Origin of the sequence: Amycolatopsis sp. NPDC049159 (assembly GCF_040648295.1) — a bacterium.
Classification (GTDB): Bacteria; Actinomycetota; Actinomycetes; order Mycobacteriales; family Pseudonocardiaceae; genus Amycolatopsis; species Amycolatopsis pretoriensis_A.
In genome coordinates, this window is the sequence record NZ_JBEZDL010000041.1 from 18,000 (window position 1) to 32,826 (window position 14,827).

Annotated in this window: 14 protein-coding genes; 5 read left to right on the forward strand and 9 right to left on the reverse strand. The window is 74.5% G+C overall.

Features of this window, described 5'->3' with window-relative positions:
• Position 1 precedes the first annotated feature (1 nt).
• Together AB0B33_RS44710 and AB0B33_RS44715 are read right to left on the reverse strand one after the other, a co-directional pair.
• A complete protein-coding gene (locus AB0B33_RS44710; RefSeq protein ID WP_360783730.1) occupies positions 2 to 652 on the reverse strand; it encodes a lytic polysaccharide monooxygenase in 651 nt (216 codons plus the stop codon).
• 324 nt (positions 653 to 976) lie between these two features.
• Complete coding sequence (locus tag AB0B33_RS44715; RefSeq protein WP_360783733.1) at positions 977 to 1,441, reverse strand: SRPBCC family protein; 465 nt, start codon at positions 1,439 to 1,441, stop codon at positions 977 to 979.
• Positions 1,442 to 1,555: 114 nt separating this feature from the next.
• Between AB0B33_RS44715 and AB0B33_RS44720 the strand changes: the two genes are divergently transcribed.
• Positions 1,556 to 1,924: an STAS domain-containing protein gene (locus tag AB0B33_RS44720; RefSeq protein ID WP_360783735.1), complete on the forward strand. Its 369-nt coding sequence runs from the start codon at positions 1,556 to 1,558 to the stop codon at positions 1,922 to 1,924.
• A 99-nt stretch (positions 1,925 to 2,023) separates the two neighbouring features.
• Here AB0B33_RS44720 and AB0B33_RS44725 read toward each other — a convergent pair whose 3' ends face one another.
• The 4 genes from AB0B33_RS44725 to AB0B33_RS44740 all read right to left on the reverse strand — a co-directional run bounded on the left by AB0B33_RS44725 (position 2,024) and on the right by AB0B33_RS44740 (position 7,967).
• A complete protein-coding gene (locus tag AB0B33_RS44725) occupies positions 2,024 to 2,965 on the reverse strand; it encodes a GNAT family N-acetyltransferase (protein WP_360783738.1) in 942 nt (313 codons plus the stop codon).
• Between the two features lie 44 nt (positions 2,966 to 3,009).
• Entirely contained in the window at positions 3,010 to 6,213 is a 3,204-nt protein-coding gene (locus AB0B33_RS44730; protein ID WP_360783741.1) for a BTAD domain-containing putative transcriptional regulator, read from the reverse strand.
• A gap of 62 nt (positions 6,214 to 6,275) precedes the next feature.
• Entirely contained in the window at positions 6,276 to 7,418 is a 1,143-nt protein-coding gene (locus tag AB0B33_RS44735) for a cytochrome P450 (protein WP_360783743.1), read from the reverse strand.
• Positions 7,419 to 7,604: 186 nt separating this feature from the next.
• Positions 7,605 to 7,967 (reverse strand): hypothetical protein, encoded by a 363-nt coding sequence (locus AB0B33_RS44740; RefSeq protein ID WP_360783745.1) that lies wholly within the window; start codon positions 7,965 to 7,967, stop codon positions 7,605 to 7,607.
• A 250-nt stretch (positions 7,968 to 8,217) separates the two neighbouring features.
• Between AB0B33_RS44740 and AB0B33_RS44745 the strand changes: the two genes are divergently transcribed.
• A complete protein-coding gene (locus tag AB0B33_RS44745) occupies positions 8,218 to 9,027 on the forward strand; it encodes an alpha/beta hydrolase (protein WP_360783748.1) in 810 nt (269 codons plus the stop codon).
• A 337-nt stretch (positions 9,028 to 9,364) separates the two neighbouring features.
• Here AB0B33_RS44745 and AB0B33_RS44750 read toward each other — a convergent pair whose 3' ends face one another.
• Entirely contained in the window at positions 9,365 to 10,135 is a 771-nt protein-coding gene (locus AB0B33_RS44750) for a hypothetical protein (RefSeq protein ID WP_360783750.1), read from the reverse strand.
• A 150-nt stretch (positions 10,136 to 10,285) separates the two neighbouring features.
• Between AB0B33_RS44750 and AB0B33_RS44755 the strand changes: the two genes are divergently transcribed.
• Genes AB0B33_RS44755 through AB0B33_RS44765 form a run of 3 tightly spaced genes read left to right on the forward strand, consistent with a single transcriptional unit; the run spans position 10,286 to position 13,349 of the window.
• Positions 10,286 to 11,038, forward strand: a complete 753-nt coding sequence (locus AB0B33_RS44755) for an SDR family oxidoreductase (protein ID WP_360783753.1) — start codon at positions 10,286 to 10,288, stop codon at positions 11,036 to 11,038.
• Entirely contained in the window at positions 11,035 to 11,805 is a 771-nt protein-coding gene (locus AB0B33_RS44760) for an SDR family oxidoreductase (RefSeq protein WP_360783756.1), read from the forward strand. The genes AB0B33_RS44755 and AB0B33_RS44760 overlap by 4 nt, the downstream gene beginning before the upstream one ends.
• Positions 11,802 to 13,349 (forward strand): carboxyl transferase domain-containing protein, encoded by a 1,548-nt coding sequence (locus AB0B33_RS44765; RefSeq protein WP_360783759.1) that lies wholly within the window; start codon positions 11,802 to 11,804, stop codon positions 13,347 to 13,349. Before AB0B33_RS44760 ends, AB0B33_RS44765 begins: the two co-directional genes overlap by 4 nt.
• Here the strand turns inward: AB0B33_RS44765 and AB0B33_RS44770 are convergent.
• Both AB0B33_RS44770 and AB0B33_RS44775 read right to left on the reverse strand, forming a co-directional pair.
• Positions 13,346 to 13,858, reverse strand: a complete 513-nt coding sequence (locus AB0B33_RS44770; RefSeq protein ID WP_247024523.1) for a dihydrofolate reductase family protein — start codon at positions 13,856 to 13,858, stop codon at positions 13,346 to 13,348. The two genes, AB0B33_RS44765 and AB0B33_RS44770, sit on opposite strands and share 4 nt — an antisense overlap.
• A gap of 144 nt (positions 13,859 to 14,002) precedes the next feature.
• Entirely contained in the window at positions 14,003 to 14,827 is an 825-nt protein-coding gene (locus tag AB0B33_RS44775; RefSeq protein WP_360783762.1) for an enoyl-CoA hydratase-related protein, read from the reverse strand.

Genomic DNA, 14,827 nt, shown 5'->3' on the forward strand with positions numbered 1-14,827 from the left:
CTTACCTCCGGCCGGAGAAGTCGACGTCGCTGCAGAAGTAGTACGACTGGTCGAGGTGGCTCGCCTGCCAGATCGTGTACACGACGTGCCGTCCGGTCCGGGTGCCCGCGTCGACCGCGACCTGGTACTGGCCGGCGGGGGCGAGGCGGCCGGCCTGCGCGACCAGTTCGAGGTTGCCCCAGCCGAGTGATTGCGTCGCCGGGTCGAAACCCTGGCGGGTCACGTAGACACGCAGGTAGTCCGCGCCGTGGTGCGCCTGGTCGGTGACGGTCAGCGTGAACCGGTTGTCCTTCTTCGCCGTCTGCCACGCGCCGACCGTGTCGAGCGCGTTGTACCGTGGGCTCTGGGTGCGGCCGCCGCTGCAGAGCTGCCCGTCGGGGATCGCACCCTGGTGGTTGCCCGCCACGCCCTCGCGGTAGAGCCCGTTCCAGTTCCACATGGCGTTCGGGTCGGCCTGCCAGGCCTGCCAGCACATCGGGTCCTGCGTCGCCATCGCCGGGTTCTGGAAGTCGCTGCCCCAGCGGGCCCAGCAGCCGTAGTTGCGCGACGGCGGATCCGTCGCCGAACCGTGCGCCTCGGCGACGCCGGTGAGCACGCCGCCCAGCAGTACCGCGGCGGCCAGGGAAAACCAGGTCTTGCGTCCGGGAACCACGTTGTCCTCCTTCGTCCGGGGCCGGTCGGGGAGCGCTCCCACGAGTTCGACGCCAGACCCTACACCGGACGGGTAAAGGGTTCCGGCGAGAGAAAGCGCTTTCCGGAGCGGCCACGAACTGAACGGTTCCTGAACGGCTGCGCGCCGGGACGCGGGTTTCCCCGGCGGGACCGGCGGTCGGGGACGCAGCGTGAACGTGTGACCCGCCGGCTGCTCCGGCCGGGTGCATTCGGAAAAAGTCCGACAGCCACACTGTCCACAAAGGACAAAGGTCGCCCCCGCCGTTCGGGACACGGCGGGGGCGGCCTGCGCCACGGGCCGGGATCAGCTCCCGGGACGCTCGACGTCGCCGCGCCAAGCGCCGGTCTCGTGGCCGTCGCGGTCCTCGATGAACGTCTTGAAGCGACCCAGGTCGCCCTTGACGCGGCGGTCGAGGATGCCCAGCTTGTCGGCGACGTTTTCGACGAAGCCCTCCGGGTCGATGTCCAGCTGCGCGGTCACGCGGGTGTGCCGGTCGTCGAGGCGGTGGAACGTGACGACGCCGGCGTGCGTCGGGCCGGAGTCCGACTTCCACGCGACGCGCTCGTCGGGGTGCTGCTCGGTGATCGTCGCGTCGAATTCCCTGGTCTGCCCGCCGACGCTGATCTTCCAGTGCGTGCGGGTGTCGTCGAGCTGCCGGATCTCGTCCACGCCCTCCATGAACCGCGGGAAGGATTCGAACTGCGTCCACTGGTTGTAGGCGGTGGCGACGTCGGTCTCGACGTCGACGGATTCGGTGACGGTGCTCATCGTGGCCGTGTCCTTTCGTGTGCCGGGGTCGTCCTCGAGGCGTGGTTACCCGGCAAATCGATGACAAAACGATGCAGCCGCTCTAAGGTCGGGCACGACAGGAAGGACGCCCCCGTGCCCGAGGACAGCCCGCCCGCTCTGACGGTGCGCGTGCGCACCGTGCCCGAAGCCGTCGTCGTCGCGGCGGAAGGAGACCTCGACCTGGTCAGCGCGCCGGTGCTGCGCGCCCGGGCCGCCGCCGCGCTGGACGGGCGGCCGGAGGCGCTCGTCGTCGACCTCGGCGGGATCGCCTTCTGCGGTTCGGCGGGCCTGCAGGTCATCGCCGAGCTCGTCGCGGCGACCACGGCCGCCGACGTGCCGTTCGCGCTGGTCACCGACCGGCGCCCGGTGCTGCGCGCGCTGCAGATCACGCAGCTGGACACCACCTTCGCCCTGCACCCGACCCTGGCCGGCGCCCGCGCGTGGCTGCGGGAGCGGGCGTGAACGGGCTGGCGGCCGTGAGGTTCGAGCACAGGTTGCCTTCGGCTGAATCGTTGCGCAAAGCGCTACGGGGGCCCGCCACTTTCGGGTGCGAGCCGGGCGCTAGGCCCGGGCCTTGACGAGCGGGGCGTCCCGGGACAGCTCCCGGAAGCCGACGCCGTAATACAGCTCACGCGCCCCGGGGTGCCCCGGTGCGCCCAGGCAGGCGACCGTCATGTGGCGGGCGCCGGCGTCGCGCGCCAGCCGCATGCCGTGCAAGAGCATCGCGCGGGCCAGGCCGCGGCGCCGGAAGCCCGGGTGCGTCCCGACCGGCTCGAATTCGGCCGTCCGGTTGGCTTCGTCGAGCCACATGATCGCCGAGCACGCCATCGTCCCGTCCGGGGCTTCGACGAGGAGGTGCAGGTCGGCGCGGTACGCGGGTGCGTGCCGGACGCCTTCGTAGCTCTGGGCGGTGTACGCCGTGGGCGCCCAGGCGTCGACGTGGGCCTGGACCGCGGCGGCCGGCCCGGCCTCGGCGGCGGTGCGGAAGCGGAACCCGGCGGGCAGGACCGGGTCGGCGACGTCGCCGAGGTCGCGCTCGTTGAGCTGGGTCCAGGAGCCGGTGTCGCCGAGCGCGTCCGGGTCGGTCTCGTAGCCGTGCGCCTTCCAGCGCGCCAAGCCGAATTCGTCGGCGACGCCCGGCAGCGCCGAGCGGTCGACCTCGCCCGCCGTGGCTTCGTACCAGGCGATCACCTCGTCCACGAGCCCGGCGTGGCCGGGGTGGACCTGGTGCGCCAGCGAAGCGCCGGTGACGTCCTTGACCGTGCCGTCGCCGCGCCGCACCCGGTGGGGCAGGCGCGCCCAGGCCCACGCCACCAGGTCGCCGCCGTCGAACCACAGCTCCCGGCGCCAGCTCGCGCCGAAGGCGGCGTGGTCCTTGCCCCAGTTCCACGCCAGTTCGCCGTAGGCGGCGTCGCCGTTGACCAGCTCCGGGCGGGCGGCGGTGACCCGCTGCGCCAGGCCCTGCATGAGCCGCAGGTCTTCGACGGTCAGCTCGGTGATCATGGAACGCCACTGTGTCAGCGCCGGGCCGGGCCGTCGAATCGTTTTCAGCGGGACAGCAGACCCCGCACGGCGGCCAGCGCCGGTTCCGCGCCGATGGCGGAGAGGGACGTCTCGGCCGCCAGCCAGCAGTCGCGCGCCGCGGCGGGGTCGCCGAGCCGCGCGCGGGCCTTGCCGAGCACCACCAGCGCGTACGCTTCGCCCAGCCGGTGCCCGGTGGCGCGGAAGCCGTCGACCGCTTGTGCGGCCAGGGTTTCCGCTTCCGCCGGCCGGTCCATCGAGAGGTTCGCCAGGCTGGTCCTGGCCTGGTCGGCGAGGAGCCGGAAGCCGCCTCGTTCGGCGTCGCGCAACGCGGTTCCGGCGTGCCGGGCCGGGTCGGCGTCTACAGTGGACAGACCGATCCGGGTACCGATCAGGCCGCGCAGGTAGCCGATCTTTTCCGCCAGCCGGTGGGCGTCCGAGTAGTCGGCCAGTGCCGCCGCCGCGTCGCCGGTCTGGCGGTGGAGGTCGCCGAGCGTGGCGAGCGCGTCCACTTCGAACCGCTGGTTGCCCGCCTCGCGCGCCACCGACACGGCGAGCCGCGCGGCGGGCCACGCCCGGTCGAGGTCGCCGGTGACCCGGTGCACGGCCGCGAGCCGCACGAGCGCGTCGGCTTCGTCGTCGCGGGATCCCAGTTCCCGCAACGCTTCCAGTGCTTCGGTGAGCACGGCCAGCGCGCGGGGGAAGTCGCCCGAGACGCGGTAGCCGTACCCGAGGTTGCACAGCGCGATCGCGGCCGCGTGCGGCGAGCCGAGCCGGCGGCAGAGGTCGAGCGCCCGTTCGTTGTGTTCGACGCCCTCGGCGAGACGGCCGTGTTCGATGAGCACCGCGCCGAGGTTGATCAGCCCGTTCGCGGCGCGGATCGAGGTGCCGCGCCGGAGCGTGCCGTCGAGGGCGGCCGTGAAGTGCTCGATCGCCCGGTCGAGCCGGCCCAGGTCCAGGTGCACGACGCCGAGGGCGTGCAGGACGGAGTCGGCGCCGTCGAGGGCACCGGCGGCCCGGTAGGAGTCCTGCGCGGCTTCGAGTTCGCCCAGCGCGGCCTCGAGATCGCCGCGGCTCCAGGCGAGCGCGCCGAGACTGTGCCGCATCGCCCCGGTGGCGCGTTCGTCCGCGGCCGACCGTGCGGCGGCGAGCCCGGCGGTCGCGGCGGCCTGCCATTCGGCGTCAAGCCGGTGCGAGTGGAAGAACCCGCGCAGGAGGTCGGCGGCCCGCCAGGCGAACGGCCCCGGCTCGTGCCGCGCGCACCACCGGATGGCGGCCAGGATGTTCCCGTGCTCGGCCAGCAACCACCGGCGCGCCTCGGCGGGCTCGACGGCTTCGTCGGGCTCGGGCGCGTCGGGCAGCCGCTGCAGGTCGGGGTAGAGCGCGGTGGCGGCACTCGCGGCGGCCCGGAGGTAGTGCTCGAAGAGCCGGTTCCTCGCGGTGGTGCGATCGGCGGGCGACAGGTCGTCGCGGGCACGGCCGGCGGCGTAGGCGCGGAGGAGGTCGTGGAGGCCGAAACGGCCGTCGCCGCGGGGCTGGATCAGGTGGCTCGTGGCCAGTTCGCGCAGGAGGCCGGCGGTGCCGGGCAGCCCGGCCAGCGCGGCGGCGCCGGCGAGGTCGATGTCGGCTCCGGGGAGCAGGCCGAGGAGCCGGAAGAACCGGGCGGCGGCGGGGGAGAGGGTGTCGAAGGAGAGGTCGAAGGCCCGGCGGACCCCGAGCTGTTCGGCACCGGGTACGGCCAAGCGGGCGACGAGATCCGGCCCGGGGCCGGACCGCTCCCCGTCGGGGGCCGCCAGCTCCGCGAGGTACCCGCGCACCGAACGGTCCGGCCACAGGGCCAGGTTCGCGCCCGCGATCCGCAACGCCAGCGGCAGCCCCGCGCACAACCGCACCAGTTCGCGGGCCGCGTCCTCCTCCGCCGCCACCCGCCCCTCGCCCGCCACCGACGCCAGCAACGCGAGCGACTCGTCCGCAGGTAGCTCGGCCAGCTCCAGCAACCGGGTGTCGACCGTGGCCGCCAAGCCGCCGAGGCGGTCTCGGCTCGTGATCAGGACCGCGCAGCCCGGGGCGGCCGGGAGCAGGGCGCGGACCTGCTCCGCGCCGGCCACGTTGTCCAGCACGATCAGGACTCGCCGGTCGGCCAGGACCGAGCGGTACAGGGCCGCCGCGTCGGCCAGGTCGGTCGGGACACCGCCCGGGCGGACGCCGAGGGCGTGCGCGAAGCGGGTCAGGACCGCCAGCCGGTCCAGGGCCGGGACGTCCGCGTAGCCCTGGAGGTCGGCGAAGAGCTGGCCGTCCGGGAAGTGGGCGGCCGCGCGGTGGGCCCAGTGGACCGCCGCCGTCGTCTTGCCCACGCCCGCCGGGCCGACCACCAGCGCGATCGGCGAGTGCGTCGACGGCGGGCGGTCCGGGCCGAGCGTGGCGTCCAAAGTGGACAGCAGGTCGGTCCGGCCGACCAGCGTCGCGACGTCCGGGGGCAGCTGGCGGGGGCGGAACTCCGGGACGGCGGGCTCGTCGGCGAGGACGTCCTGGTGCGCCTGCCGCAGCCGGTCGCCGGGGCCGACGCCCAGTTCGTCGGCGAAGCGCCGGTGGATCGCGCGGTAGGCCTCGAGGGCGTCGGCGCGCCGGCCCGAGCGGTGCAGCGCCCGCAGGTAGGACACCCAGAACGCTTCCCGCCACGGGTGTTCGCGCGTCAGCCGGCCCAGCTCGGTCGTGATCTCGCCGGCGTGGCCGAGATCCAGGCTGACCGCGAAGTACCGCTCCTGCGCCAGCAGCCGCTCCTCGGTGAGTTCGGCGAGGTCGTCCTCGCTCAGGACCTCGGCCGGGACGTCGGCGAGCACCGGGCCGCGCCAGCAGGCGAGCGCGCCGGCGAGCAGGTCGCGTTCGGCGTCCGGCCGGTCCTCCGTCCGCGCCGCGGCGGTGAGTTCGCGGAAGCGCAGCAGGTCGTGCTGCTCGGGCCGCACGCGCAGCAGGTAGCCGGTCGGCTGCGTCTCGACGACGCCGTCGCCGAGCGCGCGCCGCAGCCGGACCGCGTGGACCTGGATGCTCTTGCGCGCGGTGTCCGGCGGGGCGCCGCCCCACAGCAGCTCGGTGAGCCGGTCCAGGGACACCGGGGTGTTCGGCCGCATCAGCAACGCCGCCAGCAGCGCGCGCACCTTGGGCCCGGTGACGGCGACGGGCACGCCGTCCCGCTCGACCCGCAGCGGTCCGAGCACCCCGAAGCCGAGCATGTCCTCCCCACCCCCGCGGACCGGGCAAACCGGTCATCGCCGGTGAGCGTAGCGGGACGGGTTCAGCGCGTGAGCACGGGCCGCACGACCGGCGGGGCCAGCAGCGAGCCGAACACCGGCTCGGGCTCGACGATCCGCAGGCCGACGTCGTCGAGCGCGGCCCAGCAGTCCAGCACCGCCGCGCTCGCCCGGCTGACGAACCGCGAGCCGACGCAGGCGGCGCCGCCGAAGCCGTAGGGCAGGTAACGCGCCTTGTGGCCCGCGGGCGGCCGCGCCCAGCGCGACGGGCGGTATTCGCCGGGCTCGTCCCAGCCGTCCGGGTCCCGGTGGAGCAGGTACGTACACAGGTAGAGCCGGTCGCCGGGGACCAGCGGGACGCCGCCCAGCTCGGTGGCCGCGGTGACCTTGCGCGAGAGCAGCCAGGCGACCGGCCACAGCCGCAGCGCTTCGCTGACGCGGTGGGCGGCGGGCTCGGTGACGTCGGCCGGGGGCAGCGTGGTGCCCGCCGGCGTGCCGGGCCGCCAGCCCCGGTCCAGCAGCGCGGTCCAGGCGAACACCATCGACGCGGCCCGGCAGACCGCGCCGACCAGGCCGTGCAGGGCGAGGGCGACGTCGTCGGCCGAGCCGAGCGCGGCCCGCATGGCCTCCGGCAGGGGCCCGGTGCGCTCGGCCGCCCAGCGGTGGAGCGCGGCGTCGGCGCGGCTGTGCGCGAGCCGACCCCGCAGCCGCCGCAGCGTCGTGGACGTCCGGTCGAGCCCGTCGGACGCGGCGAGGGCGTCCTGCAGGGCTTGCCGTGCCTTCGCCGGCAGGCCGGGGAAGAGCTGCTCGCCGAAGAGCTTGAGGTAGCACCCGGAAAGGGCGCCCGGCCAGGTCTTGCCGGCTTCGGCGGACCGCCGCAGCTCGGCGGTGATGCGATCGGGCGGGACGGCCTGCCAGGCCCGGTCCAGCTCCCGCGCCAGCGCGGCGTTGACCGGGCGGCTGCGTTCGGAGCCGGGCACCCAGCCGGCGACGGCGCCGAAGGTCGCCGCCTTGGCCTCGAACGGCGTCGTCGTCCCGGCCAGCGCGGTGCGGACGAGTTCGGCGCCGGACACGAGGTACCGGCCGGGTTCGAACCGGCGGATCGCGATCCCGTCCCCGGCCCACCCCGCGAGGGCGGTCAGCGGATCGGTGCGGAACGCGTCCGGTTCGGCGAGTGTCTGGCGCACGGAGGTCTCCCGGGGAAGCACCGCGGCCGGGGTCGGCGAGACCCCGGCCGCGGTGGTGATCAGTAGATCTCGTAGTAGAGGCGCCAGGCGGCGCCCAGTTCGCGGGTCCGGATGCTGCGCACCACGGAGCGGGCGAAGAAGCGGATCGTCGTCATGCGGTTTCTCCTTCTTTTGTGGGGTTTTCGTTCACCAGCGGAGGCCGATGTTCGACGGGCCCGCGGGTCCGCCGACGGTGGCCTCGAGCGTTTGCGCCGGCACGTTGCGGCAGATCCACGACGACGGCGGGGCTTCGGCGGCGAACCCGGTGCGGCACACGACGCCGTTCGGGCCGCGGACGATCCACTCCGCCGGGCCGCTGCCGTGCACGTCGGCGTCGACCGAGAGGGTGCCGCCCGGGAACCAGACCGGGTCGGTCTGGCAGAAACCGCTGCTCTGGCACGTGTTCGAGGTGCCGCCCTGCTCGGTGGCCAGTGCGGACGGCGCGGCGAGCGCCGTCGCGCCGGCGGCGAGCGCCGCCACGACGGCCGCCCGTTTCACTGCTCGGTTCATGTTTCCCCTCTTTCCCCTGCGGTGACGGAAGGGGCGGGCGCCACGGACCCCCAAGTCCGCGGCGCGCGTCACGATCGACGCGAGAAATGTGCCCCCTGGTGCCAGACGACCGGTCCCGTGCACCGGCACCCCCCTGCCGGTGCGCTCCGGACCCCAGCCCCCAGGCTCCGGCCGTCTGGCTCGGTCGATCTTGCCCGACGGCGGCTAAAGCCCGGCAAAACCCGCATACTCGCCCGGGAGGAGGTGGCGCTTGACCGGGACCGTGATCGTCCGGGTGCTGTCGGCGGCCGCGCTGGTCGTGGTGCTCGTGCTGGGGCTGGTCTGGGTCTTCCAGCGGCGGCTGGTCTACCTGCCGGACACCACGCCGGTGCCGGCCGCCGCGAGCGTGCTGCCCGGCGCCGAGGACGTCCGGCTCCGCACCGGCGACGGCCTCGAGCTGGGTGCCTGGTTCGTCCGGCCGCGCGAGCCGTCGGCGACCGTGCTGGTGGCCGGCGGCAACGGCGGCAACCGGGCCGGGCGCGCCCCGCTGGCGGCGAAGCTGGTGGAGGCGGGGCTGGCGGTGCTCCTGGTCGACTACCGCGGCTACGGCGGCAATCCGGGCGACCCGAGCGAAGCCGGCCTGGCGCTCGACGTCCGCGCGGCGCACCGGTTCCTGACCGAGGAGCGGCGAGTCCCGCCGGAGCGCCTGCTGTACCTCGGCGAGAGCCTCGGGTGCGCCGTCGTGACCGAGCTGGCCACCGCGCACCCGCCGGCCGGACTGCTCCTGCGTTCGCCGTTCACCGACCTCGCGGCGGTGGGCGCCGAGGTCTACCCGTACCTGCCCGTGCGCCTGCTGCTGCGCGACCGGTTCCCGGTCGAGGAGCAGGTCGCCCGCGTGCGGGTGCCGACGACGGTGGTCCTGGGCGGCGCGGACTCGATCGTCCCGCCTTCGCAGAGCCGCGCGGTGGCGGCCGCGGCGGCGGCGCGGGTGGTGGAGATCCCCGGCGCCGACCACAACGACCCGGCCCTGCTGGACGGCCCGGAGCTGATCGACGCGGTCCGGGCGCTGGTGCCGCGCTGACTGGTCCTGCCCGACCCGGGGTGCTGCGGCTCGCCACCGTGCCCACCCCCGAACCCGGCCCCGGCGAGGTCTCCATCGACGTCACGCACGCCGGCGCGAACTTCGCCGAAGTCCGCTACCGGCAGGGCCTCGTGGGCGTCCCGCTGCCCTTCGTCCCCGGCATCGAGGTCGCGGCCGGATCCGCGCGCTCGGCGCGGGTACGCCGAGGTCGTCACGACCGCCGCCGCCCTCGTCGCGCCGCTGCCCGGCGGCGGGTTCGAGCGCGCGGCCGCGGTGCCCTCCGACAGTCACGGCCGCCGCGGCCGGCGAGCTGGTGCCGCGCGTGCGGTGGACCGCGTCACCGCCCCATCTTCTTCAGCAGCTCCGCCTCGTCGACGACCTGGTCGGCGGGCGGGACCGGGATGTCGACCGGCTTGCCCCAGTCGCGGTAGTCGGTGGTGCCCTTGACCGGCGTCGGGCCGCCGGCGAAGTCGACGGCGAACCGGACCGGCCGGGACCCCGCGTCGAGCCACAGCTCGGCGGGCAGCTTGGCCGCACCCGGCCGGGGTGCGAGCTCGGGGAACAGCTCCGGCGCCTTCGCCGGGTCGAGCTCGAGCCGGTAGTGGTTGACCGGCACGTCGGCGAGCTTGGTCTGCCCGGCCGAGACGATGCGGCCGGTCCGTTCGATCTCGGTCAGCGCCCGGCCGAGGTCCGGCAGCTTGACGACCACCGGGACCCCGGCGCCGAGCGCCTGCGCGACCGGGTCGGCGCTGTCGGGGTCGGTGCCGACCCACGGCTTGCCGGGGACCGCCTCCCGCGGCGCCCGCGTGAAGGTCCGCTTGCCGATCACCCGCGTCTCGCTGCCGTCGAGGACCAGCGACAGGGACGTCGCCCCGCCGTCGATGCGCAGCGACCCGGTGAGCTCCTTGGTGTCGGGGCCGAGCACGGCGGTCGTCGTGAAGCCGGCGGACGGCCCGCGGCCGATCCCCGTCCAGGCCGTCCGCACCAGGCCGGCGACGTCGGTGGCCGGGGGTGCGAGCGCGGCCGGGGCCGGCGGCGGCACCGGGGCCGGGTCGCAGGCGGCCGACGCCAGTGCCGCCACGGCGATGGTCAGGGCGAACTTGCGCACCGGGGCCCCCTCGAAGTCTCGTTCCGGGGGAAGGTAGCGGGGGAAGGTCACATTCCGGGCAGGGTGTGCGCGATGCCCTCATCGCGCATAATGGGCCACTGACCGACTGCTTGGTATGTGCCGGGCACCACACGAAGGAGACACACTGCCGTGAACTCGTTCAAGGATCGCGTCGCGATCGTCACCGGGGCCAGCCGGGGCATCGGCCTCGGGATCGCGAAGACGCTCGTCGAACGCGGCGCCAAGGTGTGCATCACCGCGCGCAAGCCGGAGGCCCTCGAAGAGGCCGTGAACTCCCTCGGCGGCCCGGACGTCGCCATGTTCGTGCCCGGCAAGTCCGACGACACCGACCACCAGGACGAGGCCGTCGCCAAGACGATCGAGACCTTCGGCCGGCTCGACTACCTGGTCAACAACACCGGCATCAACCCGGTCTACGGGCCGACCCTGGACATCGACCCCGCAGCCGCGGCCAAGATCCTCGGCGTCAACGTGCTCGCGCCGCTGGGCTGGACCAAGCGCGCCCGCGACGCGTGGATGGGCGAGCACGGCGGTGCCGTCGTCAACGTCGCGTCCGTCGCCGGCCTCGGCGCTTCGCCGGGCATCGGCATGTACGGCGTCAGCAAGGCCGCCCTGATCCGGCTGACCGTCGAGCTCGGCGCCGAGCTGGGCCCGAAGATCCGCGTCAACGCCGTCGCCCCGGCCGTGGTCAAGACGAAGTTCGCGACCGCGCTCTACGAGGGCCGCGAAGAGGAGGTCGCCTCGGCCTACCCGATGAAGCGGCTCGGCGTGCCGGCCGACATCGCGGGCGCGGTCGCCTTCCTGCTGTCCGACGACGCGGGCTGGATCACCGGCCAGACGATGGTCCTCGACGGCGGCGTGACCCTGGGCGGTGGCCTGTGACCGGCGTCGTCGTCACCGGCGGTGGCGGCGGCATCGGTGCCGCGCTGGCCCGCCGCTTCGCCGCCGGCGGCGCCCAGGTCGTCGTGGCCGACCTCGACGGGGACAAGGCCGCCGAGATCGCGAAGGAGGTCGGCGGCACGGCGTTCGCCGGCGACGTCGCGAGCGTCGACGGTGTCGCGAAGCTGATCGAGAGCGCCCGCGAGACGCTCGGCGAGATCGACGTCTACTGCGCCAACGCGGGCATCGCGCCCTTCGGCGGCGCGGAAAGCCCCGAGGAGGTCTGGGCGCGCACCTGGGACGTCAACGTCATGGCGCACGTGCGCGCGGCCAACCAGCTGCTGCCCGCGTGGCTCGAACGCGGCGAGGGGCACTTCATTGCGACCGTGTCCGCCGCCGGCCTGCTGACCAGCCTCGGCTCGGCGCCGTACTCGGTGACCAAGCACGGCGCGCTCGCGTTCGCCGAGTACCTGTCGGCGACCTACCGGCACCGCGGGATCACCGTGCAGGCCATCTGCCCGCAGGGCGTGCGCACGGCGATGCTGGAGAGCACCGGCACCGCCGGTCAGCTGCTGATGGGCGCGTCGGCGATCGAACCCGAGCAGGTCGCGGACGCGCTGTTCGCGGCGATGGAGTCGAAGCAGTTCCTGGTCCTGCCGCACCCGGAGGTCGCGGACTACTACGCGGCGCGCGCGACGCAGACCGACCGCTGGCTCGGCGGGATGAACAAGCTGCAGCGCAAGGTCGAAGCGGCGCTCGAGGCGGAATGAGCTGGCAGCCGGAGGTCGACGAGCTGGCCCGGCGGCGCGAGCTGGCCGAGCGCATGGGCGGGCCGGAGAAGGTGGCCCGCCAGCACGCCGCCGGGCGCTCGACGGTCCGCGAGCGGATCGCGGCGCTCGCCGACCCCGGCAGCTTCGACGAGATCGGCGCGCTGGCCGGCACGGCGTCCTATGTGGACGGAACGCTGGAGTCGTTCACCCCGGCCAACTTCGTCATCGGCACCGCCCGGCTCGACGGCAGGCGGGTGGCGCTCGGCGGCGACGACTTCACCGTCCGCGGGGGCGCCGCCGACGCCGCCATCATGGAGAAGCAGGTCCACGCCGAACGCCTGGCCCACGAGCTGCGGCTGCCGCTGGTGCGGCTGATCGAGGGCACCGGGGGCGGCGGCAGCGTCAAGATGCTGGAGCAGCACGGCTTCACCTACGTCCCGGTCAACCCGGGCTGGGACTGGGTCGTGGCCAACCTTTCGACGGTTCCTGTGATCGCGCTCTGCCTCGGCCCGGTGGCCGGGCTCGGCGCCGCGCGGGCGGTGATGTCGCACCTGAACGTCCTGGTCGAAGGCGCCGGGCAGCTGTTCGTCGCCGGACCGCCGGTGGTGAAGCACGCGACGGGGGAGGATCTCACCAAGGAGGAGCTCGGCGGCGCCGACGTCCACCGGCGCAGCGGCGCGGTCGACCGGATCGTGGCGTCCGAAGCCGAAGCTTTCTCGGTGGCGAAACAGTTCCTGTCGTACTTGCCGTCCTCTGTGGACTCCCTGCCGCCGGTGACGTCCACATCGGACCCGGTGGACCGTGCCGACGAGGGGCTGCTTTCGCTGGTGCCGCGCAACCGGCGTCAGCCCTACCGCTTGCGGCCGTTGCTGGACGGCGTCTTCGACGCGGGCTCGGTGTTCGACTACGCGGTGTCGGGCGGCTCGGCGTACGCGGGATTGGCGCGGCTGAAGGGGCACCCGGTCGGCGTCCTGGCCACCGACCCGTACCGCGGCGCGACGCTGACCCCCGAGGGTGCCGACGTCATGACCCGGCTGGTCGACCTCTGCGAGACTTTCCACCTCCCGCTGGTGTCGCTGACCGACCAGGCGGGCATGGTGATCGGCGCGGCGGCCGAGCGCGCCGGGGCGATCCGCCACGGCGCCCGCGCGGTGACGGCGGTCTACCAGGCACGGGTGCCGATGGCCGAGGTGATCGTCCGGCGCGTGTTCGGCGTCGGTGGCGCGGGCCAGGTCAACCGCCACCGCCTGGTCCGCCGCTGGGCCTGGCCCTCGGGCGACTGGGGATCGTTGCCGGTCGAAGGCGGCATCGAGGCGGCCTACCGCGCGGAACTGGACGCGGCCGACGACCGGGCGGCGCGGATCGAGGAGATCCGCGCACGCCTGGACGCGGTGCGGTCGCCGTTCCGGACGGCCGAGCACTTCTCGGTCGAGGACGTCATCGACCCGCGCGAAACCCGGGCCCGCCTGTGCGACTGGATCGGCGACGCGTACGCGGTGCTGCCGAGGCTGGCGGGCCCGCCGTCGTTCGGGATGCGGCCCTAGCGGACGCGGTACCAGTGCGGCCGGAGCAGTTCGAGCGCGACCGGCTCGCCGCCGGGCCGGTCGAACATCCGGACGCCGTCGCCGAGGAGCACCGGGACGGGCAGGGCGAGGATCTCGTCCAGCAGCCCGGCTTCGAGGCACTGCCGGGCGACGTCGGCCCCGAGGACGTTGACGTACTGGTCCCCGGCGGCGTCCTTGGCCTTGGCGACGGCTTCGTGCAGGTCACCGACGAAGGTGACCCCGGGCGCCGGGTCCGCGGGCCGGTGGGTGAGCACGAACTGCGGCCCGTCCCAGCCCCCGCCGAACGCCTTGCCCTCGCCCTCGGTGCCGCGGTGCGGGTCGTCACCGCCGTAGGTCCGGCGCCCGACGAGCAGGGCACCGATCCGCGGGATGAGCTCGTCGACGGTGGCATCGGGCCCGAGGTGGGGCGTCAGCCAGGACATGTCCCCACCCGGGCCGGCGATGAACCCGTCGAGGGAGGTGCTGAAGGCGTAGAGCAGCTTGGCCATGGGACCTGCTTCCGTCGTGGTGCCGGACGGGAGTACTGACCGGATGGGCCGCGGAAACTCATCGGTCCGGCCGCGAGGGCGGCAGCAGGAAGAGCGGGAGGTTTCGAACTGTCGCCCGCGGGTTCCCCGTGGCCCGAGCGCCGGTCACGAGGCCGGGTGGTCCGGGAACTTCGGGGTACGGCGCTCGTTCCAGCTGGCCAGCCCCTCGGCCAGCTCGGGCCGCCCGAACGACTCGATCATCAGCGCCGTGGCTTCGCGCGCGGCCTCCTCGAGCGTCAGGGAAGCCTCCCGCTCGAACTGCCGCTTCATCACGGCCATCGAGCGGGGCGCGCTGTAGGTCGCCAGCTCGGTCGCGTAGGCGTGCGCGCGCAGCGGGAGCTCCTCGGCCGGGACTACCTCCTGGACCAGGCCGTAGTCCAGCGCCTGCTCCGCGGTGAACGTGCGGCCCGAAAGCAGCAGGTCGCGGGCCCGGCCCTGGCCGACGAGCTCCGGCAGCAGCTTCGCGACGCCGTACTCGGCGATCAGCCCGCGCCGGGCGAACGCCGTGGTGAACTTCGCTCCGGCGGCGGCGAAACGGACGTCCGCCGAGCAGGCGATGACGAACCCCAGGCCGGCGCAGCCGCCGTTGATCGCGGCGACCACCGGCACCCCGACCGACGACGCGGCGAGGACGTCCCGGAAGTTCTCGTGCCCGCCGCCGCCGGCCGGGGGAGCGGCGGCGATGTCGTCCAGCAACCCCAGGTCGGCGCCGGGGCAGAACGCCTTGCCCGCCCCGGTGACGACGACCGCGCGGACGGCGGCGTCCGCGTCGGCCTGCCGCAGCAGGGCGCCGTAGCGGACCTGCATCGGGACGTCCATCGCGTTGCTGCGCTCGGGTTTGTCGAACGTGAGCGTCGCGACCGCGCCGTCCGCCGCGTACCGGACACCATCCACAGTGGACAAGGCCGCCTCCTCGGGGTCGGTCACCAT